Origin of the sequence: Paenibacillus sp. 23TSA30-6 (assembly GCF_014858585.1) — a bacterium.
Taxonomy (GTDB): Bacteria; Bacillota; Bacilli; order Paenibacillales; family Paenibacillaceae; genus Paenibacillus.
The window spans coordinates 21,334-42,366 of record NZ_SLTL01000028.1 but is presented as its reverse complement, the minus strand read 5'-3'; the positions used below and the strand labels follow the sequence as shown (position 1 = coordinate 42,366).

Annotated in this window: 19 protein-coding genes and 2 pseudogenes; 14 read left to right on the top strand and 7 right to left on the bottom strand. The window is 42.1% G+C overall.

Features of this window, described 5'->3' with window-relative positions; translation table 11 throughout:
• Window position 1: 1 nt before the first annotated feature.
• The 7 genes from E0698_RS21140 to E0698_RS21110 all read left to right on the top strand — a co-directional run bounded on the left by E0698_RS21140 (window position 2) and on the right by E0698_RS21110 (window position 8,452).
• Window positions 2–1,555 (top strand): response regulator, encoded by a 1,554-nt coding sequence (locus E0698_RS21140; protein ID WP_134910403.1) that lies wholly within the window; start codon window positions 2–4, stop codon window positions 1,553–1,555.
• A 74-nt stretch (window positions 1,556–1,629) separates the two neighbouring features.
• Window positions 1,630–2,919: an ABC transporter substrate-binding protein gene (locus E0698_RS21135; RefSeq protein WP_192512828.1), complete on the top strand. Its 1,290-nt coding sequence runs from the start codon at window positions 1,630–1,632 to the stop codon at window positions 2,917–2,919.
• Between the two features lie 244 nt (window positions 2,920–3,163).
• Window positions 3,164–4,264: a beta-galactosidase BglB gene (gene bglB, locus E0698_RS21130; RefSeq protein WP_337916420.1), complete on the top strand. Its 1,101-nt coding sequence runs from the start codon at window positions 3,164–3,166 to the stop codon at window positions 4,262–4,264.
• Between the two features lie 27 nt (window positions 4,265–4,291).
• A complete protein-coding gene (locus tag E0698_RS21125; RefSeq protein WP_134910400.1) occupies window positions 4,292–5,833 on the top strand; it encodes an MFS transporter in 1,542 nt (513 codons plus the stop codon).
• Window positions 5,834–5,925: 92 nt separating this feature from the next.
• Window positions 5,926–6,777, top strand: a complete 852-nt coding sequence (locus E0698_RS21120; RefSeq protein ID WP_192512827.1) for a sugar phosphate isomerase/epimerase family protein — start codon at window positions 5,926–5,928, stop codon at window positions 6,775–6,777.
• A 326-nt stretch (window positions 6,778–7,103) separates the two neighbouring features.
• Window positions 7,104–7,370, top strand: a complete 267-nt coding sequence (locus E0698_RS21115) for a CD3324 family protein (protein ID WP_071640172.1) — start codon at window positions 7,104–7,106, stop codon at window positions 7,368–7,370.
• A gap of 146 nt (window positions 7,371–7,516) precedes the next feature.
• Complete coding sequence (locus tag E0698_RS21110) at window positions 7,517–8,452, top strand: GNAT family N-acetyltransferase (RefSeq protein WP_192512826.1); 936 nt, start codon at window positions 7,517–7,519, stop codon at window positions 8,450–8,452.
• On the opposite strand, the gene E0698_RS21105 is transcribed toward E0698_RS21110, so the two are convergent.
• Genes E0698_RS21105 through E0698_RS21095 form a run of 3 tightly spaced genes read right to left on the bottom strand, consistent with a single transcriptional unit; the run spans window position 8,439 to window position 10,863 of the window.
• Window positions 8,439–9,443 (bottom strand): alpha/beta hydrolase family protein, encoded by a 1,005-nt coding sequence (locus tag E0698_RS21105; RefSeq protein ID WP_134910396.1) that lies wholly within the window; start codon window positions 9,441–9,443, stop codon window positions 8,439–8,441. The genes E0698_RS21110 and E0698_RS21105 overlap by 14 nt on opposite strands.
• A complete protein-coding gene (locus tag E0698_RS21100; protein ID WP_192512825.1) occupies window positions 9,440–10,090 on the bottom strand; it encodes a GNAT family N-acetyltransferase in 651 nt (216 codons plus the stop codon). The genes E0698_RS21105 and E0698_RS21100 overlap by 4 nt, the downstream gene beginning before the upstream one ends.
• A 17-nt stretch (window positions 10,091–10,107) precedes the next feature.
• Window positions 10,108–10,863, bottom strand: a complete 756-nt coding sequence (locus E0698_RS21095; RefSeq protein ID WP_192512824.1) for a helix-turn-helix domain-containing protein — start codon at window positions 10,861–10,863, stop codon at window positions 10,108–10,110.
• Window positions 10,864–11,062: 199 nt separating this feature from the next.
• On the opposite strand from E0698_RS21095, the gene E0698_RS21090 reads away from it, so the two are divergent.
• Window positions 11,063–11,941: a radical SAM/SPASM domain-containing protein gene (locus tag E0698_RS21090; RefSeq protein ID WP_192512823.1), complete on the top strand. Its 879-nt coding sequence runs from the start codon at window positions 11,063–11,065 to the stop codon at window positions 11,939–11,941.
• A gap of 144 nt (window positions 11,942–12,085) precedes the next feature.
• Here the strand turns inward: E0698_RS21090 and E0698_RS21085 are convergent, their stop codons facing one another.
• The gene (locus tag E0698_RS21085) at window positions 12,086–12,652 is read right to left on the bottom strand and encodes a TetR/AcrR family transcriptional regulator (protein ID WP_134910392.1); all 567 of its coding nucleotides are present in this window, start codon (window positions 12,650–12,652) and stop codon (window positions 12,086–12,088) included.
• Window positions 12,653–12,848: 196 nt separating this feature from the next.
• On the opposite strand from E0698_RS21085, the gene lpdA reads away from it, so the two are divergent.
• From lpdA to E0698_RS21070, 5 genes are all read left to right on the top strand, one after another.
• A complete protein-coding gene (lpdA, locus tag E0698_RS21080; RefSeq protein ID WP_192512822.1) occupies window positions 12,849–14,234 on the top strand; it encodes a dihydrolipoyl dehydrogenase in 1,386 nt (461 codons plus the stop codon).
• A gap of 120 nt (window positions 14,235–14,354) precedes the next feature.
• The gene (locus E0698_RS27110; protein ID WP_238354092.1) at window positions 14,355–14,894 is read left to right on the top strand and encodes a hypothetical protein; all 540 of its coding nucleotides are present in this window, start codon (window positions 14,355–14,357) and stop codon (window positions 14,892–14,894) included.
• Between the two features lie 15 nt (window positions 14,895–14,909).
• A complete protein-coding gene (locus E0698_RS27105; RefSeq protein WP_238354091.1) occupies window positions 14,910–15,440 on the top strand; it encodes a helix-turn-helix domain-containing protein in 531 nt (176 codons plus the stop codon).
• Window positions 15,441–15,535: 95 nt separating this feature from the next.
• Window positions 15,536–16,189, top strand: a complete 654-nt coding sequence (locus tag E0698_RS27100) for an ABC transporter substrate-binding protein (protein ID WP_238354090.1) — start codon at window positions 15,536–15,538, stop codon at window positions 16,187–16,189.
• Between the two features lie 329 nt (window positions 16,190–16,518).
• Window positions 16,519–18,213, top strand: a complete 1,695-nt coding sequence (locus tag E0698_RS21070; RefSeq protein ID WP_192512821.1) for a methyl-accepting chemotaxis protein — start codon at window positions 16,519–16,521, stop codon at window positions 18,211–18,213.
• A gap of 124 nt (window positions 18,214–18,337) precedes the next feature.
• On the opposite strand, the gene E0698_RS21065 is transcribed toward E0698_RS21070, so the two are convergent.
• Both E0698_RS21065 and E0698_RS21060 read right to left on the bottom strand, forming a co-directional pair.
• Complete coding sequence (locus E0698_RS21065) at window positions 18,338–18,709, bottom strand: DUF4183 domain-containing protein (protein ID WP_223264173.1); 372 nt, start codon at window positions 18,707–18,709, stop codon at window positions 18,338–18,340.
• Window positions 18,710–18,830: 121 nt separating this feature from the next.
• Window positions 18,831–19,124 (bottom strand): annotated as a pseudogene (locus E0698_RS21060) (DNA alkylation repair protein); the annotation flags it as partial.
• 127 nt (window positions 19,125–19,251) lie between these two features.
• On the opposite strand from E0698_RS21060, the pseudogene E0698_RS21055 reads away from it, so the two are divergent.
• A pseudogene (locus E0698_RS21055) lies at window positions 19,252–20,162 on the top strand (ankyrin repeat domain-containing protein).
• On the opposite strand, the gene E0698_RS21050 reads toward E0698_RS21055, so the two are convergent.
• Window positions 20,075–21,025: a LysR family transcriptional regulator gene (locus E0698_RS21050; protein WP_238354089.1), complete on the bottom strand. Its 951-nt coding sequence runs from the start codon at window positions 21,023–21,025 to the stop codon at window positions 20,075–20,077. The pseudogene E0698_RS21055 and the gene E0698_RS21050 sit on opposite strands and share 88 nt — an antisense overlap.
• Window positions 21,026–21,033: the final 8 nt, after the last annotated feature.

Below are 21,033 nucleotides of genomic sequence, written 5' to 3'. Positions count from 1 at the left end.
AATGTCATATAAAGTGTTATTGGTAGATGACGAAAGGATTATTGTCGAAGGTATCTCCAATGTGATCGATTGGGCAGCATTGGATACGGAACTTGTAGCAACGGCGAGAAACGGGATCGATGCGTATGAGAAAATTGTTGAACTAAAACCTGATATTGTTATCAGTGATATCAAAATGCCTGGTATGGACGGACTTAGTCTTGTTTCAAAGGCGCATAAGAAATATCCTTCTATAAAATTTATCCTACTGTCCGGATACAGTGAGTTTGAATACGCGAGAATCGCCATGCACTATGATGTTAAAAATTATTTGTTAAAGCCATGCAATGAGGATAAAATTACAGCTGCACTTAACGATACCGTTAATGAACTAAACGAAAAAAAGGTTCAGGAAACCTTTATTAGCGAGCTCCGGGAAAAATATCAAAACGCTCAGCCCTATATCAAAGCACATCTGTTAACTGAATTCTTAACTAGTAAAAGATACTTAGACAATGATTTATCATTCTATCAGCAGCTTTTTGATTTTGAAATAAATAATCAGCAGGTAAGAATCGTTCTTTTTATGATGGAAGGTTATTCTTCTTATGAGCATTTGTTTGCCATCAAAAATATTGGAGCTGAGATCCTTGACTCTGTCTTGGTAACTACCAATATTGGTGAATATGCACTGTTTCTTATCGAGGATGATCATGACTCGGAAAAATTACATCAAAAAATTAAACAAATAAGAGAGATCATTTATCAATATTTCAAAAGAGATACCACTGTTGCCATAAGTGAAGGGGACTATTTCCGAAACGCCAGGAACTTGTACCGTGAGGCAATGGAGTGTTTGGAACATCGTTTTTATTTGGGGGAAGGAAGCATTATAACGAGAAAAGATATTTTACCGGCAAATACAGCCGTCCCCAATGATTTTATTATCGATGAGCAGCAACTTGTTCTAAAAATCAAATCCGGGCATATCCAGGATGTATGCAAAGGAATTACCAGTATTTTTGAAAAAATGACGGATTTACGCCTGGGGATTGACTTGACAAAATCCCATTGTATACAGCTCTATATTGCAATTGTACAGACGGTAGATACAGATCGCATGCAAGGTTACCTCATGGGAACATCTGCACTGTTAGAGATGGAAACTGTCCAGCAGATGAAAGATTATATCGAAGCAACAGCCAGAAAAATGACCAATGAGTACTATAATCGTTTCAAGTCAAAACAGTCTTCCGTAATTAGCAGAGTAATAGAAATCTTAGTCGAGAATCTAGGTAATCCTGATTTATCACTAAAAATGGTAGCTAATGACATTCTGTATATGAATCCAGATTATCTGGGAAAACTGTTCAAACAGGAAACGGGCCAGAGATTCTCAACCTGCCTTACTAAATTAAGAATTGAAAAGGCAGTGGAGTACATTTCAAAAATGGACGATGTGAAGGTGGGAACGTTGGCCAAAATAATCGGTTTTGGTGACAACCCCCAATACTTTAGTCAGGTTTTCAAAAAATATACTGGTTATACACCATCTGAATACCGGAAAGTTACATGAATCCACCGCTTGTTTTGCCAGCTAAGAGCTAAAAAACGAAAATATAAGCTCACTCGCAAAAGGGAGGTTAAAGCTTGAAAAAGTTTGGCTTGGTATTATTAGCTTTTATAATGCTCCTTTCAGTCGCTGCTTGCGATTTAAACAATAAAGGAAATAATGAAGAAGAAAGTGAAAAAGTGACCCTGCGCGTAGCCTGGTGGGGTGACCAATCCAGACATGAATATACCTTGAAAGTTATTCAAATGTATGAGAATGCAAATCCAAATGTAAAAATTGTAGAGGAATATGCAAATTGGGAGGATTATTGGAAGAGGCTTGCTCCAATGGCTGCCGCTAGCCAATTGCCAGATGTGATTCAAATGGATAGAGCTTACCTGTTTCAATATGGTGAAAAAGGTCGACTGGATGATTTAACTCCGTATATAAAAAATGGGACGATTGATATTCGCTCCATTGATGAAAACGCCATTTCCGGTGGAAGGATTGCAGGTAAATTATACGGCTTCACACTTGGATCAAACGTTCTTTCTGTTATTACAAATGATAATCTGTTAAAAGAAGCCGGTATTAAAATTGAAGATGAAAACTGGACTTGGGATGACTTCGAAAAAATAGCAATCGAGGTCCAAAATGCTGTAGACGTGTATGGTACAAATGGAATGTACCCTGCCGATGTATTTTTCCCTTACTATTTAAGCACACAAGGCTCTCGTCTTTATAATGAAAACGGTACAGGCCTTGGCTATTCAGACGATCAATTATTTGTTGATTACTTTAAAAGGCAGCTTAGGTTAGTTGATGCAAAGGCATTCCCGACTCCAGACGTTCAAGCACATATAGCAGGAATTCATGATGAATTTATCGTAACAGGAAATGCAGCAATGAGTTGGAACTGGTCCAATCAATATTCAGGATTTGCCGAATCGGCTAAAGCACCCTTATCCATCAAACTGCCTCCTGAGTACGCGAACGAAACTTCTTTATTTTTAAGACCGAGTATGTTTTTTTCAATCCCTAAGAGTTCAAAACAAAAAGAACAAGCGGCCAAGTTCATTAATTTCTTTGTAAATAATATGGAAGCAAATAAGTTGATCAAAGGTGATCGAGGTGTCCCGGTATCTTCAAAGGTTATCAAAGGAATCAAGCCAGAATTATCCGAGGTTGAAACCAAAATCTTTGATTATGTTGAAAAAGTGTCTCAAAATGTACGCACCACGGATCCGATTGATCCACTGGGCCATTCGGAAATAATGAAAGCGCTTGATAATATATCCGAACAGATTTTATTTAAGAAAATTACTTCGGAAGATGGAGCGAGGTCCTTTAGAAAACAAGCTGAAAGGATTTTAGGAAAAAATAAGTAATCAAAACACCTTCAAGAGAATTCATCCGTATCGTCAGATATGGAGATAACCTTGGAGGTGTTTTTGCGTTGGCAACCAGCGTTAGTTATCCCGTAGATATAACAATGTATTGAAACAAGTATGTTTTTTAAACGTAATCCACTGTTTTTTTTATAGTTTCAAGAAAGCACTTTCAATACAATAACAGTATGAGTGTAAGCGGTGACAAATCAAGATAAAGAGATCATTATTTGGAGGGATTGTTGTGTTGCAGGTAAAAGCTTTCGAAAAGAAAGAGGTCATTGATCGTATTCATTTATTAATGAATAATCTCACAGAAATCAAAGACCAAAGCGGTGAATTTTTACTCAATTTTGACGGGTTAATTGTGGATGATAAAAGCTGGAATGTTTGGAACTGGCCTCAGGGTGTAGGGTTATACGGAATGTACAAATATTGTAAATTAAATAATGACCAAAAAGCTTTGGAAATTATCAATGAATGGTTCAATGCAAGGATCCAAGAAGGTGCACCGCCGAAAAACGTCAATACGATGGCGCCGCTATTAACATTGGCATTTTTATATGAGGATACCGGAAACCAGACATACCTGCCCTATTTGGAGGATTGGGCTGAATGGGTAATGCATGATATGCCTCGTACAAAAGAAGACGGGTTACAGCATATGACCTATGGACCGGAGAATAAAAATCAGCTTTGGGACGATACCTTGATGATGACCGTGCTGCCTTTGGCGAAAATCGGTAAGCTGCTAAACAAACCTGAATACCTGGAAGAAGCCAAAAAGCAGTTTCTAATCCATATCAAATATTTAGCGGACAAAAAGACAGGCTTATGGTTCCACGGCTGGACATTCGAAGAAAACCATAATTATGCCGAAGCGCTTTGGGCAAGAGGAAATTGCTGGATTACCATTGCGATTCCCGAGATTATTGAAATATTGGAATTGGAAAAGGGGGATTTTCTCCGTGAATTCCTAATTGATACATTGAACAGGCAAATTGAAGCTCTTGCCAACTATCAGGATGTAAGCGGATTATGGCATACACTAATTAATGACCAGACCTCTTATTTGGAAGCCTCAGCTTCAGCTGGGTTTGCATATGGAATTTTAAAATCCGTTCATAAGCGGTATATCAGCCAGGACTATAAAGAAGTAGCCCACAAGGCTATTTGCGGAATTATCAATGAAATTAATAAAGAAGGAGCATTGCAAAGGGTATCCGTAGGAACAGGTATGGGAGATACTTTAGAATTTTACAAGGAAATCAGACAGACTACCATGCCTTATGGACAATCGCTTGCTGTGCTTTGCCTATCCGAATATCTTCATTCTTATATCTAATACAACCCCAAAATGGAGGAGAATAAAGTGGTTAGACAACCCAAATTTATTAATTATTTGTCCTATGGGTTAGGTGATTTCTTAGGGGCAGGCGCGTTTGCATTGACAGCAGCATGGTTACTTTTCTTTTTAACAACTTTTTGTGGCCTAACTGCCATTCAAGCAGGTTCTATTTTCGCTATTGCTCGGATTGTTGATGCGATTGCAGCGCCAACTATGGGATATATTACAGATAATTTTCATAAAACAAAACTTGGCCGACGCTTTGGAAGACGAAAATTCTTTATATTAGCCGCCATTCCACTTGTACTTGTCTATGCAGCAATTTGGGTTTCCGGTTTTTCTTACTGGTATTACTTATTAACCTATATCTTATTTGAAATTGTGTACTCAATGATTTTAATTCCTTATGATACACTTGCCGCTGAAATGAGTAACGATTATAAAGTACGTTCGAAGTTTACAGGTGCAAGAATGTTTGTTGCTCAGGCTTCAGCTGTATTCGCTGCATTTATTCCTGGCCGTCTTGTGGAAGCATTGGGTAAGGATGATCCTCTTACATTCCTGTACTCAGGTATTATTTTCACTGTCATATTTATAGTGGTATTGTCACTGCTTTACAGAAATACATGGGAACGTCCTCTCGAAGAAATACCTGAAGGGGAAGTGATTGGTAATAGAACTTTTTTACAAAATGTTCATAAGATCTATGCGGATTTATTCTCGACTTTACGAGTAAAAACATTCCGCCACCATCTGGGTATGTATTTGGGTGGATATTTAAGTCAGGATGTATTCAACGCCGTATTTACTTATTTTGTTGTTTTTGCTCTCCTGCAAAATGCCGTTGCCGCATCCAACTTATTAACCTTTATGTATGTCATGCAGCTTTTTGGTGTATGGATTGCTCTTACCTTAACGATTAAATTGAATCCTGCCCCGGCGTATAGAACTGCAATTACTCTCTTTATCGCAGGAGTTATTGGATTTATCGTATTAAAGGTCACTGGAACGCTAAATAACACCGTTTTATTGTTTGCTATGATTGGAATTTGCGGGTTGGGACGCGGTGGTTTGAACTACATCCCCTGGAACAACTACGCATTTATTCCAGATGTAGATGAAGCTTTAACTGGTCAAAGACGTGAAGGTGTGTTCGCCGGTGTAATGAGTTTGATCAGAAAAGGGACACAGGCGTTAGCAGTCTTTTTAGTAGGTGTTGCACTGCAAGAAGCAGGCTTTGTATCCGGACAATCATCACAACCGGCTTCAGCTGTAACAACTATTATTTCTATCTTGCTGTTTGGTACGCTCTTCTTTTTGGTGGGAGGTTTGATTGTCTCCTATCGTTACAAATTAACTAAAGAAAATCATGTTGTTTTGATGGATGAAATTAAACGCTTGAAAAATGGCGGCTCTAAAAAAGAGGTTACACCGGAAGCTCGAAAAGTTTTTGAACAATTAACAGGCTGGGAATATGAAAAAACATGGGGAAATAACACTGTGGGGTATGAAAATCTTATAAAATATAAAGATAATCATGAAACCAAACATGAAGTAATAGTATAAGTGTGAACATGGGTGAATTGAAATGATCAAGTCAATAAAGCCGTATCACATGGATTTCATGTGATGCGGCTTTATATAAATGGAGGACGGTTATGAATGCAAATTTAGGAATCCGGGCACATGATATTGAAAACGTTCCTTTACAAGAAGCGGTGAATATCATATCAAGTAAAGGACTTACATCCGTTCAGTTAGCCGTAAGTAAATCGCTAAATGATATAAATACAAAATTAGGAAGTTTTAGTCCTGGCATTGCTCACTATATAAGTAGTATTTTTCGAAAAAAAGATGTACAAATAGCGGTTTTAGGTTGCTACATCAACATGATCCACCCTGACCCAAGTCAAAGAAGAAAAGAATTGGATCGATTCAAGGAGCATATCCGGTTTGCCCGTGATTTTGGCTGCAGCATTGTTGGCACCGAGTCTGGGAATGTAAACCCAGAGATTGTCTATACCGAAGAAAATTTTTCTGAAAAGCCTTTTTTGGATGTAGTGGAAAATGTCAGAGAGCTTGTAGCGGAAGCAGAAAAGTTCGGTGTAATCGTGGGAATTGAGGGAGGAATTAATCATCCTATTCATACACCGGAGCGGATGAGAAGATTGCTGGATAGTGTTCCGTCTAATAATCTTCAAGTCATCTTTGACCCGGCTAACTTTATTTCCCTGAATAATTATCAAAACCAGGAATCTGTTTTCCAAGAAGCATTTGATCTTTTTGGAGACAGAATTGTGATTATGCATGCAAAGGATTTAATTATTGAGGATAATGGGATAAAGTTCGTGCCTGTTGGAAAAGGGATATTAAACTATAATTTTCTACTGAAATTATTAAAAGATAAGAAACCTTATATAAATATTCTATTAGAAGAAACAAAGGAACAGGATATCGACAAGAGCGTTGCTTATATAAATGGGTTATATGCTTCTTTCCATGTTGACTGAACGTCTCTGCAAGTAGCACTAGCAACCCATTGTTCGCGAGTGTAACTTTGATCGTTGTTTCATCGCAGTTCGCATTTTACAATAACATGAGTTGAGTTCCTAATCATTGAACTGGACTAAGTGAAAACCAATATGATGTCAAAAAGGAGGGGGAACGATGTATCGTATCATTGATTTCGTACTCAATCTGCTCCATGCAAAGCCTGCGGAATAAACAAGGCGAAGCTTGGTATGGAGCGAATATATTTCGCCTGTAAGGATTAGTTATTGGCAGACGCAGGCTTTGCCCTTAAAATGTAAAATTTATTTTAAGGAGCGAGCCCTACATGAATTATTTGAAGGCAACTGATCTACTTCCTGATGATTTGCTTAAGGAAGTTCAGCGGTATATACAAGGAGAACTCATTTATATCCCAAGTCGTCCAAGTGAGCGTCGGAGATGGGGAGAAAGCTCAGGCGCAGCCCTTTATTATCTCATTCGGAACGAAGAGATACGTGCAAGATTCAGCGAGAGGGTGCCCATTGACGAACTCTCAGAACAATACGGACTGTCTGTAGACCGCATTAAGAAAATCGTATATTCAAAAAAATAAAAAATGTGCCCGCAGAGATGATCTGTGGGTTTTTGTTGTCCTCTTATAAGTATAACGTTACAAACATTTGATAAAAGAACTTGGCATATATCTAAACTTCCAGAATCTTTACAATAAGGTCATTGCAGAAGAGCAGGAGGTAAATAATGAAGTATACTCAGAAAAAATTCGAAACGCATGACTTTTTAAGGATTAGAGATTTTTTGAAACACTCCCTCAAAAGTAGCCCCAACCTCAAAAATTGGTTTATAGATCGATGGAATTTTTGTAGATATTGGGGACAAATCATGCACAATACATTTGAAATGTGGCCTGAGACTGTTGGGATTTGGGAGGATGAGCATAAAGAAATTGTTGCTGTTGTTCACCCGGAAGGAGAAGGTAACATAGGTGAAGCCTATTTCCAGCTTGCAGATCGAGATTTTTCAAATGAATTTCTAAATGAATTAATAGATTATGCTGAAATGAAATTAGCTTTACACAATGAGGGAGTAACCACTTTAGATTTAATCGTAAACGAGGAGGGAGAACAACTTAAGGAGCTTTTGAAAAAAAGAAGTTATATCTTGCAGGATGGGAAAGAAACGACGTCCTATATGAATGTACCCCATGATGTAAAGGTAGAATTACCAAAAGGGTTTAGAATTTCGGATGCGAATGAAGTGGGGGATTTTGAAAAAGGGTTTGCTCATGGAAGAGCATTTGGGTATTACAAGGGCGATTATCTAGATCATAATGTCGCTGAACGATGTTATATATCATTGAGAAATGCCCCTGATTATATACCGGAATTGGATGTAGTCATCCTGGATCAAAACAATGAAGTTGCTTCTTTCACTACTCTCTGGTACGACGAGCTAAATAAAATAGGAATACTGGAGCCGGTAGGTACGATACCTAAGTATAGAAAAATGGGGCTTGGAAAAGCCGTTATTTATGAAGCCATAAAAAGAGTCAAGGACAAAGGTGCAGAAAGAATTTTTGTGGGTTCCGGTCAGCCCTTTTATCTTTCGATGGGGTTTTCATTAGCATATTCAAAAGAAGTATGGCAAAAAAGAACATCATTGTTTAACGCTGACTGACATAATCGGCAAGGATTTTCAGGTACTCGTCATTCACCAATTTTCTTGGGGCGAATACGGCTGTTAAAAAAGTTAGAGATTTTGAACGCGCGATTTTTTCATCCATCATGGAATGGTCGGCTTCAGGTAAATGAATCACGGACAGCAGCTCTGAAGGTATTTTTTGGCGATATACTCGCTCGGTATCCTTTACATCAACATTAATATCTTTACCAGCCAGAACCAAGAGTATAGGAGAATGGAAGTGACTTAATTCTTCGGTGGAATCAGACAGAAAATTTTTGCCTATAAAGCTCCATCTTTCTTTGGAAATCATATCGTCAGGATCGGCTATGCTTAGATATTCTTCATAAGAAGCATGTTTTTTCAGTAACTGTAGAATTTCTTGATCGTAGTTCAATGTCTTTTGAATTTCTTGCGGAGTAGCTCCTTCTTGTTCCATTTCTTTTCTGGTATTAAATTGTCCTTGGGAAATCCAGTTCACGGCAGGCGATACAAGGATGCTGAAAGCAATATTGTGCTCCTCTTTAACGATCTTCGGAATGACCCATCCTGCTTGACTGGCTCCCCATAGGCCGATTTTTTGCTTATCAACTACAGGTAAGCTTCTTGCCCAGTCTATTGCATATCGGATCTCCTGTGCGCGGTCCTCCATGCTTTGGTCGAGCCAATTGCCAGGAGCGCTGTTAATACCGGGCTTATTCAGTGACAGGGAGGCATAACCCTTGGAAGCGAACTTTTCCCACAGTGGTTTGTATCCATCATCATATGTGTCATTAATAGGACCATCCCCATGGACAAAAACAACCAATCCAACCTTTCCCGAGTAGTTCTTAGGCAAAGCTAATGTACCTGTTAACAGCCCTTTAGGTGTCTTAATTTGTATTTTTTCTTCTGTCATCTTGTAGGAATTTTGATATAGAACAATTAGTATCAAGGCAACAGCCAGAGCTGCCGCAATACCAAAAGTAAGCTTGAATGTTTTTTTCAACGATGTTCTCTCCTCGAATGCAGATTCTCTTTCCAACTCATCAGATACCATACAGGCTCCTTGAACCAAAAATGCCGTAACCCATTATACTTGGATTGTTCTACTTCAAACGCCAGTTTGTGATACAAACGGATAGCCCCTTGGTTCTTATGCGCTACATGGAGCGTCAATGCATGAAAACCAGATTCAACCGTAAATTGCTGTGCGAAAGCTAGAAGACGGCGTCCTATTCCCCGGTTACGATGACTTGAACGAATCGCCAAATGATCAATGTAACACTCATTTGCAGCGGGGGTATACTCCAGCGCGTGCATACCTGTCAAAAATTTAAATACATTGAAGCAACCAAACTGTTTTAGGAGCGGAGCTAAAGAAATGGGGTTTGTTTTAGGAAGTGAAGAGGAGGGGGCCTTCCATTTGAGGGAAAGAACACCGACAACATCTTCGTTCTCTTTGGCTACAAATTGTTTCATAGATGTAGAATAAGGATTCTGAACCCAAACCTTCATTAACAACTGCTGTATAGCTTGATCCTCCAGTGTAACAAGAGATTGGAATTTTGCTTTAAACGATTCAACTAAAAGACTGCAAACAGCTTCATGGTCTTGTTTCTGGTATGCAACAATGTCAAAGGATTTTGCACTCATGTAACGCCCTCCAAGATTTATTCTACTTTAACTTGAATTTCATATTGCAGCTTGTTGTTGTCGAACATCGAAAGATAAGATTTTTCTACTAGAACAATCTTGCTTTGGCAGTTATATCGATGATGAGCTACATATCGTTCCATTTGTTTGATTTCATAATCAATCTCAGGTTCTTCAATGACGGAAAGATGCTTATAAAGATAGTTGCCTTCTTCCAGAATATAGTCAGCCACATCCGCCGTTTCATAACATAGCTTCACCTGTCCGGCATCAGACAAGTAATGCAGGTCATTTTCAAATAATCGAGGTGGGGCAGGGCGGTGTTTAAATAGGTTTCCGGCAGTGAGCTCTTGACCATTCTCCAATGCAAACCATAGCTTTAAATGACGGGGACCTAATCGTTTGACCTGATACTCATCGCCCTGCTGGGTCCGATTATTATGTTCTTCAAACATTTTGTGAATAAACTGTTCATGCATCTTCAAGTTAGCTATTTCAGCTTGTACCTTCTGCAACGATTGCTCTAAAAGCTGGTTATAATCATCGGCAGCATAGGAAGTCATACATTCTTGAATCTGACCGACAGGGACATTTAATTTACGTAGTAATAAAATATGCGAAAGCTGATAAATCTCATGAAGCCCGTACATCCGATATTGATTTTCTTCAGTATGTGATGGATATAGGATTCCCTTTTCTTCAAAATATCGCAGTTGATGTACAGATACATTCATGAGCTGAGCAAGCTGGCTGATCGTAATGTGTTCTTTCAATGACAGGACTCCTTACTGGTAGTTGAATAACTTCACTATAAACCTTAGGTCAGACCTAAGGTCAATAGCAAATTGACGACAGCAAAGGATGAGCAAATGAACGAACATAAATGATTTACCTGTCAGTGATAACCCGTTATAATCATAAGATTAGTGAGCATAAGCAGATGTTCAGGATAGTAGCTGGAATGGGGAAATCATGTTGAAGACTTTTAAAAAGGTATATATTGAAATTACAAGTATCTGTAATCTCGCTTGCAGCTTTTGCCCTCAGACGCAGCGTGTTAAAAAATTTATTGATCCGGAAATTTTTCGCGACGTTCTTGACCAGGTCAAGCCGCATACGGATTTCATTTATTTGCATGTAAAAGGAGAGCCGCTGCTTCATCCGAAAATTGATCTTTTGCTGGAAAGCGCTCATGAAAAAGGTTTGAAGGTGAATATTACCACCAACGGCACTCTGCTACCCAAAACCGGACATAAGCTGTTGGGTAAACCCGCGCTACGGCAGATGAATTTTTCGCTTCACAGCTTCGATGGGCATGAAGGCTCGGTAGACCGTGAAGGGTATTTGGGCAATATTTTTACGTTTGTAAGAGAAGCGGTGAAACACAATGTCATTATTTCGTTCCGTCTCTGGAACTTGACTGAAGATAATTTGACTAATGTGCAGCGTCAGCGCAACCGGGAAACACTTGAACGACTGGAGCAAGAGTTTGGACTGGACTATCGGATTGAGGAAAAAGTGATACCGGGCAGTGGGGTCAAAATCGCACCAAACGTTTATTTGAATCAGGATCATGAATTTGAATGGCCGAGCCTCAGCGCCCCGGAAGATGACGGAAAAGGCTTTTGCCATGCACTCCGTAGCCAGGCGGCGGTATTGGTGGATGGAACAGTGGTCCCTTGCTGTCTTGATGGAGAAGGTGTCATTAATTTAGGTAACGTGCACGAACAATCTTTTTCCGACATTGTGGAAGGGGAGCGTGCAAACCGTCTGTACTTCGGATTCTCCAAGAGAGAAGCGGTGGAAGAGCTGTGCCGCAAATGCGGTTACCGTAAACGATTTGGAACATAACTGAGATTTGGCAGGTGGAGACTTCGAATCTCTGACCGATCGCTACCCCCGTTTTGGAGTTTAGATCCATAGGAAAAAGCCGCTAAACAACAAGGATTTCTTGGTGTTTAGCGGCTTTTTTGCGTACGTGAAACATGTTCACATTCAACTGTTAGCCAGCGCTTTGGCGTGTTGTTTGCCTGCTGAGAGAAGGCTGTCACTCAGTTCAGGATTATTAACAGAACGTGCAAGCACAAGAGAACCGACCATACTGCTGAACAATGCCCTAGCTTTGGACAGATCCATTCCCGCCAAATTGGAGATAAACGTAATCATTCGTTCCAGCTCCTGCGTGAATATCTGCCGGATTTCTTCGGAAGAACGGGCTATTTCTACGGAAAGGGCAGGAATAATACAGCCCATTTCTGTTCGATCACGGTGATGGGTGCTTAAATAGTAGTCGATGACAACATTAATTTTGGGATCTTGCTTTTCTTGGTCAACGGCCTTCTGAAGAAGTGCAAGGGTATTACTGACGGCATAGCGACAGGCTTCGGCGACTAGCTGTTCTTTATTGTCAAAGTGTGAATAAAACCCGCCGTGAGTTAATCCGGCGCCTTTCATAATAAAAGGCACACTTACATCGTGGATACCGTTGGCGCGAAAAGCCTGGGCAGCACTTTCAACGATCTTACTCCGCACTTTCATCTTATGGCCTTTTGGATAAGGCATTGTAATCACTCCACGGCTTCATAATGCTAACTTCAAAATATTATAATCATCATAATAAAACGTGTCAATTGGTCTTCTTGCCACGACAACTTCAGCATGGTTGATCACGACTATTGACGCATTTTAAATATGATGACTATAATATATTATGATCATCATATTTAAATCAGGCTATTTTAACAGGGGGTATTTGGTTATGAGCAAGCTTGAATCTGTAGATACACTGGTCATTGGATCAGGTCCGGGAGGTTATGTGGCGGCATTGCGTTCTTCTCAGCTTGGAATGAAGACAGCGATTGTCGAACGCAGTCAGCTAGGTGGAGTCTGCACGCATGTGGGCTGCATTCCATCTAAAGCTTTAATTGCCGAAGCACATCGCTATGAGGTACTCAGGCAGTTCAATCAGACAGATGCAGCAGCGTCATTCGTGAATGCTCAAGCTTTCAAACAGGGGGTTGTAACTAAGCAGGCAGGCGGAGTCGGCTATTTAATGAAAACGGCAGGAGTGAGCATTCTGGAAGGGGAGGCAAGCTTGGTTGAAGAGCATACCGCCATCATCAAGCAACATGGAGCGGAACAAACGATTTCCTTTAAGTATGCCATATTGGCAACCGGTTCCCGTCCAATCGAGTTGAATGCATTTCCGTTCGGAGGGCGTATTTTATCTTCTACAGAGGCACTTTCGCTTTCAGAGGTTCCAACCAGTCTAGTCGTCATAGGCGGTGGATATATCGGCGTTGAGCTTGGACAGATGTATGCCAAATTTGGAACAAAGGTAACGATTCTGGAGGGAGGGGAACGGGTACTGCCGGGATTTGAGAAGGACCTTGTGGCCCCTGTTGTTAAGCAGTTGAAAACAGATGGTGTAAGCATCGTAACTGGGGCGACAGCCGAGAAAGCCGTACAGAATGCGGATACCATTACGCTGCATTATTCAAAAGATCAGGAGCAGCATCATGTCACCGCAGAGTTTGTATTAGTTACTGTAGGCAGAAAACCGAATACGGATGGCAGGTTAGGACTGGAGCGTATTGGCTTGCCAGTGACGAGCAGGGGATTGATCGAGACAGACGAGCAGTGTAGAACGGCTATTCCGCATATTTTTGCCATTGGAGATATTACGGCGGGTCCAGCGCTTGCCCATAAAGCTTCCTATGAAGCGAAGATCGCAGCAGAAGCGATTGCAGGTCAGGCTGCTAAAGTGGATTATAAAGCCATACCGCTGGTTGTCTTTTCTGAACCGGAGCTGGCTAGTGTGGGCCTAAGTGAAACAGAAGCAAAGGAAAAATCCTTACCGATTGTTATTGGCAGAGCTTCTTTTACGATTAATGGCAGGGCATTGGCATTGAGAGCAGCAGAGGGGTATATCAAAATCGTAGCAAAACAGGACTCGGGAGTCGTGCTGGGTGCGCAAATCGTGGGTGTCGAAGCGTCAACGCTCATTTCGGAGCTTGCTCTGGCTATTGAGATGGGAGCAACCATAGAAGATTTGGCTCTAACCATTCATCCCCATCCTACACTGGGAGAAGTAATCATGGAGGCTGCGGAGAACGCGGTCAGAAAAATGGACAGTACAAAGTAGAGGCTCCGTACAAAATCACTTCATTGCCTGTGAGAATAATTATCAACTATAATGTATTATAGTTGAATGTGAATGCGATCAGGTACGTGGATGGTTTGGATCGGGGGCTGGACAAAAGCAATGAAATTAAATGATCACATCTTGCTCTGGAATCATGTTTTTATACAAGTGATGGATGTTCGTCATAAGAAAATGGGTAAAGGGGAGGAGTTGCGGAGCTATAGACTTCCGGCTAGTGCGTTCTTGTTTACTCTGCGCGGAAGTGCGCGAGTGCTGCTGGACGACAGCATTCATAAGGTGGAGCGTTTTCATGTGCTTGAATATTACATCATTCTGTACAAGGCAACGTTGGCTTTACCCAGTCGCAAGGAGATTGCACAACTGCTGGAAAAGAAAAATCCTTTTCAGAATCAGTATGCCTTCGCACCTCATTATCCGCTGCCCCTGTATGATAAAGTGAAGCTGTTGGAGCAAGAATGGCGCGAGGCTTCCGGACTTGGTAAACTGCATGTCAAAGCCTTATTTCATCAATTTGTATATGAGTTATTGCAGCAGTTGTATCGGCAGGGCAGTGCCCCCCTTAAGCCCGACCTTGTATCGCAGGCTGTAGCATATATTCGTGAGTACTCCAGCCGATCTATGACACTTGAATCCATTTGAGCAGTTCAGCTTTTAATGCAGACGGACGCCACTTTACAGGAAATTGCGGAGAGTGTGGGGTATCCGGATGCTCATTCATTAAGCCGCAGCTTCAAGAAATACAAGGGACTTTCTCCTGTACGATTCAAAAAAGAACGGCAGCATCATGTCAGGAAGCAAGATCAGGATATGCCCCAAACGTTGCTAACATATGCCCTTCAGCAGACACCTTTCACACGTTATACTGATATTGATTATCAATATCGGTATAACGCGGAGGGAGATTTATTTATGCACGGAAGAGTCAAAATAACGGCCATGATGATTATGCTGTGTTTATCATTGATGCTGGGAGCTTGTTCCGCTCCTACAAATACAAATGGAAGCTCGCAAATAGAGGCTAAACCTACAACGACATCATCCAATGAGGATGGACAAGCAACGGTACAAGCAAAAACAAGAATAGTATCGACACTAAAAGGAGATGTAGAAGTACCTGCAAACCCGAAACGAGTTGCATCTGATCAGTATATGGGTCATCTTTTGAACTGGGATTTATTCCGGTAGGAGTCAGAAGCTTTATGCTGAATGAGGCTTGGATTGATAAATCGGGATATCCCAAAGAGAAGTTGGCCTGAATCAAGGATCTCGGCGAATTCCCTATGAATCTGGAGAAACTGACGGTTCTGCAACCGGATTTAATTATAGGTTCGATAGAAAAAAACATCGACAGCTACCAAAAGGTTGGAACAACTGTGTTCCTGCCATATTGGGAGGGCGAATCTACAGCGGGGCCGCTGGATAAATTCCGCAGAATCAGTGAAATCTTTGGCAAGCAGAAAGAAGCCGAGCAGTGGATTACTGAATATGAGAAGAAAGCTGCAGAGGCCAGAACGAAAATTCAAGGTATCGTTAACGACGGAGAGACGGTTTCAATTGTACAAGTCGCCAATAAATCGATATATGTTTTGGCAGCGAAAGGCGGCAATTACGGAAGTCCGACCATTTATCAGATGCTAAAGCTGCCACCTACAAAGAAAGCACTGAACATGAAAGAAGGATTTGAAAATATTTCGCTTGAGGTTTTACTTGAGTATATGGGAGATCACATCTTTGTATATGGCTCAGAAGATGAAGGGGCCAATCAGATTCTGCAGAGTGAGCTATGGAAAGGCCTTCCGGCTGTAAAAAAAGGACAGGTTTATATGTATGGCTCATTCAGCGATAAAGGGGATGAGTTTGTGATGGAAGATCCTTATTCGCTGGAGCTTCAACTGGATACCATAGTTAATCTCTTATTAGCCCTTAAAAAATAAAGCTGAATACAGCTGTTACCGATGAAACATTTGATTCATAGAAAAAAAACCGCTAAAAACGAGGGTAAACCTCTGTGTTTAGCGGTTTTTTTATCGTTATTCAACGTAGCTCTCACCTCATTCGCTTATTGTTGTCGTCACCGCGCCATTAATGACTGCCGCTCGCTGCAACGTCCCCATTTACAAAAAACAGTGACTATTCTCACAAAAAACGACATATTCCGACACCGGAATGCCATATTATAGTAAGTGTTGATAGGCTATAATCGTAGCAGTGAAAAACTGATTGTCACAAAAATTTATTAGAGTCAGGATTGGTGGTTCAAATAATGAAGCTGGCAACAAAATTAACTTGGATGATGCTCATCATACTGCTTCTCGTAGGCTCCTCCATTGGATACTTCGGATATCGTACCGCTTACCATCAAGTGGATGAAGCTGCTGGGATCGAGCTGGTGGGTTGCGCCAATATTACGACTGGCCTTATAGATCCTGCGGATATATCGGCTCTGGTCAGTGGAGATAACAGCAAACTTGCTGCCATTGAAGACCGAATCGGCTGGATTGTAGCACATAAGCCTATTTTTAAAGAGGCTTTCATTCTCTCTCTGGATGGAAAAATTCTCGCCGCCGATGCCAACTTCAAGCAAAGAGGCTATCAAGCTGGCGATTCCTTCTACTTCACGGACGAAGACAAGGAAATGATAACTACTATGAAGCATTCCGCATACTCCAAGGTTTATACATATGAAGTAACCTCGCTCAAAACCGGATATGGCCCCATTTATCAGGACCATGATCCCACCAAGCCCATTGTTGCACTGATGGCTATCAATTTTGACGGCTCGTTAATTCAGGAACGGACGTTGGATATTATTGTTCAGCCCTTCATTATTGGCGGCTCCATCTTCATCGTGGCTATCCTTGTCGCTTACCTGTTGATTCGCCGTATGGTAAGTCCGCTTACCAAGCTGTCAACCTCTGTGAACACTATTACAAAGGGCGACCTTACCCATGAACCGCTTCTCTTCAAAAGCAAGGATGAAATCGGGAATCTGGCCCGCGACTTCAACGATATGACAATGAACCTGCGCAACCTGATTACTCAGGTCAATCACACCTCCATGCTGGTCGCTTCTTCCTCTCAGGAGCTGTCTGCCAGCGCCCAGGCAACGAACCGTGCTGGAGAGCACAGTGTGAATGTTACGATTGAGCTGGCCGATGGGGCGCATACCCAACTGCAAAACCTGGAAGGAAGCTATAAAGCCGTTCAGGATATGTCACGCTTCATCAGCAATATTGCTGGCAATGCGGACATCGCGATGAATAAGGCCGCCGATAATGTTCAGAAAGCGCGTCTTGGCCAGGAATCGATGCATTCCACCACCTCCCAAATGGGAGTTGTGAGCGAAAGCATCGGTGATCTCTCAAGCATTATTGATACGCTTAGCAGTCATTCCAAGGAGATTGAGAACATCGTCGGCACCATCGCCAGCATCGCCGAGGAGACCAACTTGCTGTCGCTGAATGCGGCGATAGAAGCTGCGCGCGCCGGAGAAGAGGGCCAGGGTTTTGCCGTTGTCGCCGGCTCCGTCCGCAAGCTGGCCGAACGTTCGGCCATATCCGCCAGACAAATCAGCGAGCTGGTCAGTCTGATTATCCCCCAAATCGACAAGGCGGGAGAAACTATGAAGCGTTCCACGGACGAAATGCTGCAGGGCAAGGAGCTGATCATATGGGCCGGACGCTCCTTCTCTGAGATCGAAGTCTCCGTATCCGATATGTCTGCCCAAAGCGAGCAAATATCAGCCACAGTCCGGGAGTTGGCGCTGATCTGCGAAGGGCTCGTTGAAGCCATTCAGAATATCGTTACGGTCTCTAATCATACGGCTGAAGGGGCGGAGTCCCTGTCCACCTCTTCGGAGCAACAGCTTGCCGCCATGCAAGAAGTGGAATCCTCCGCATCGCTCCTCTCCTCACTGGCCGAGAAGCTGCAGGTTTTGGTGGAGAACTTCAAGATTTAGGTTTCGTGCAGAACGTGTATACATTTCCGATAAATTATTTGGTTCACAGAGAAATAAACCGCTAAATACAAGGAGAAACCCTGTGTTTGGCGGTTTTTTTATGGTTATTTTATGATGAGTCAGCTCAGTCACTTATGGTAGTCGTCACTGTGACGTTGTTGACAGAGGTTGAGGAGGCGCTAGTGTTGAAATTAATCACCTCCAGGACTACCGTTGCACCAACAATCAAGCCTGTATTTATAATTAAATTAGCAGCGGTAAGCGTCGTTAATCCGCCTCGCTGCAAAGTGCCACCTACGAATATATTGTAGTAGCCGCTGCTTGTCGGAACCGTAAGTCCGTTGGCAGCAACTGAAGCGCCGCTATCATTCGTGAAGCTTTGTGCCGGAATGGTGGTTACTCCTCCCACGATGTTGCCCAGCACTACGGTAGCTGTATAACGATTAACAACAGGAGTGAAATTAATATTCGTTGTGACATTAATATTTCCGCTCACTATACTGTCTGCTTCCAGACGTATTCAAATAATAGACATAGGAATTCCTCCATTCCTAATATTCCAGATATATCTCATAGTTTAGTTTATGTCTATCATCTGGATGGGGAAGAGTCTCTAATTACTGCTTTTTTATCAAGCTTCTTTGGGCCCGGGTGACAATTCGTTTGGTTTCCTTCGTATCCGAAGTCTCCAGCCACGCAGCACACACTTGAAGCACCCATTCGGGATTGGTTTTACTGGCATCATTCAGCCAATTGCCCACAGAGTCCTGAACATATTTGGCAGGATCGGATTGGACTACTTCCAAAAGTGGAAGTGCCAGCTCCGGGTGTTCTTTTAATTCCGGAATATGCTTGGCCCAAACACCTTGTGGTCGAGTCGACTCGATGGCAAAACGACGAGCTTTGGCCTCCTAATGCTCACTTGTTTATAAAGTAGAAGGGTATGACGCTTGGAGAATCGGGCGATTTTATGTTAAAGAGGGGATGGTATAAAATAGAGATATAGCTACGAGATACATACAGAAAGAAGGCTTGATGATGGTCAAATTAAAAGATATCGGTAATTTTGACATTCTTCCCGAGATTGTAATGCATATCGTTGAAGGCAATATATCTGCTTTACGTCAAGCGCTGACCGAAGGCTGGGATATTGAACAAGGCATCGTACTCAGCAAATATACCACGTTAGTCCATTGGATATTACGCTTATCTCCGGGCAGTTGGATGTGTTGAAGCTGCTGGTGGAACAGGGGGTTCAACTCAATGTGAAAGGCAATCCGGCATTCCTGACGGCTGTTCGCTATGGTACAGAAGAGGTCGTGCGCTATGTGGTTGCCCATGGTGCCAAGCTGAACGGGAAAAATCATGTGAAATCAGGTGTTTATGAACAAGCTTACTACGGTAATAAAAAGAATATCCCGCTTATTCATGAGCTTGGCCTGGATATCAAGCAGCATGGTGGAGCAACGCTGCGAAATGCGGTTAGTGAGCATGACTCAAAAACGGTAGCTTTTCTGTTGGAGCATGGTGTAGATATTAATTTCAATGCTCCTAATATGGTATATCCTTATCAAGCCACGCCTTTAACCGTAGCGGCCCGAGATAATAATTTTGCGATGGTGAAGTATCTGGTCGAGCAAGGCGCTGATGTGACGCTGACGGAAAAAGACGGAGAACGAGCATATACGATTGCCATATCTAATAAAAACACGGAGACGGCAGAGTATTTAAAGTCTGTGGAGCCTCCGGAATTTCATAGCCTGGAAAATAAACGACATGCCTTAAAAAGCTACAAGCTCCCTAAGGACCTTGAGACCTTCCTGACGGGTGACCAGCTTCGTGTGAATGTACCTGAAAATGATTATGATATTGGATTTGTTGAATTTTTCTCATTGGTAGATACCATCGAAATGAAGGTGGGGCGGCAAGAGCTGCTGCGAATAAGCTGAATGAGGTTCAGGGCAGCGGCAGATAGAGGTTCATTTTTGCGGGTACAGATGGCGATTGAATTATGAAGCTGGATGTCTTCGACGTATACCCGGCACAGCTCGCCGCGTTCTACATATTCGCGCACGACCAACGAAGACACAAAGTTCGCACCGTATCCGGCAATAACTGCGGTAATGGCCTCATGCAATCCCGTGAAGTTCAGGGTGATCTGGGGAGCTGGAGCATTGTAGGTTCGACATAAGGAAAACAATCGCTCCCGTGTCGAGCTTCCCTTTTCACGCATAACAAAGGGTTCATGCATCATCTCTAATAAAGTGACCTGCTGATTAGCGTATCGGTGATCCGGTGCGACGACAAACCATAGCTCATCACGAAACAATTCTTCTGTCTCAATCGTATCCGGGTGTTGTTCCGGTAGTCCCCCATAGACGGCAAAGTCCACTTCTATATTTAATAGCTGCTTCAATGCATCATTGGAATTGGTTGTGTTAATCGTCATTTCAACGTGTTCATATTGTTGCTTGAACTTCGCAATCCAGGTCGGAATTAGAAAATGAGCCGGTAAATAAGTAGCAGCCAGCCGGATATGCCCATGGGTTCCATCACGATAATCCTGTGAGAATTGTTCGATTTGCTGTTCAACGGCAAAGAGCCGTTTAGCGAGTAAAGCAAGCTTTTCACCAGCATCGGTCAAGGCAATTCCTCTTCCCAGCGGCATGAGCAGTGTGAGGGATATTTCTTTTTCAAATTTTTTAATTTGAGCGGTAATAGCAGGTTGGCTGATATTTAATAGTTCAGAGGCTCGTGTCACACTTCCGGTGGAGGCGACCACATGGAATAAACGGAACGCATGCAGGTTCATTGTAGAAC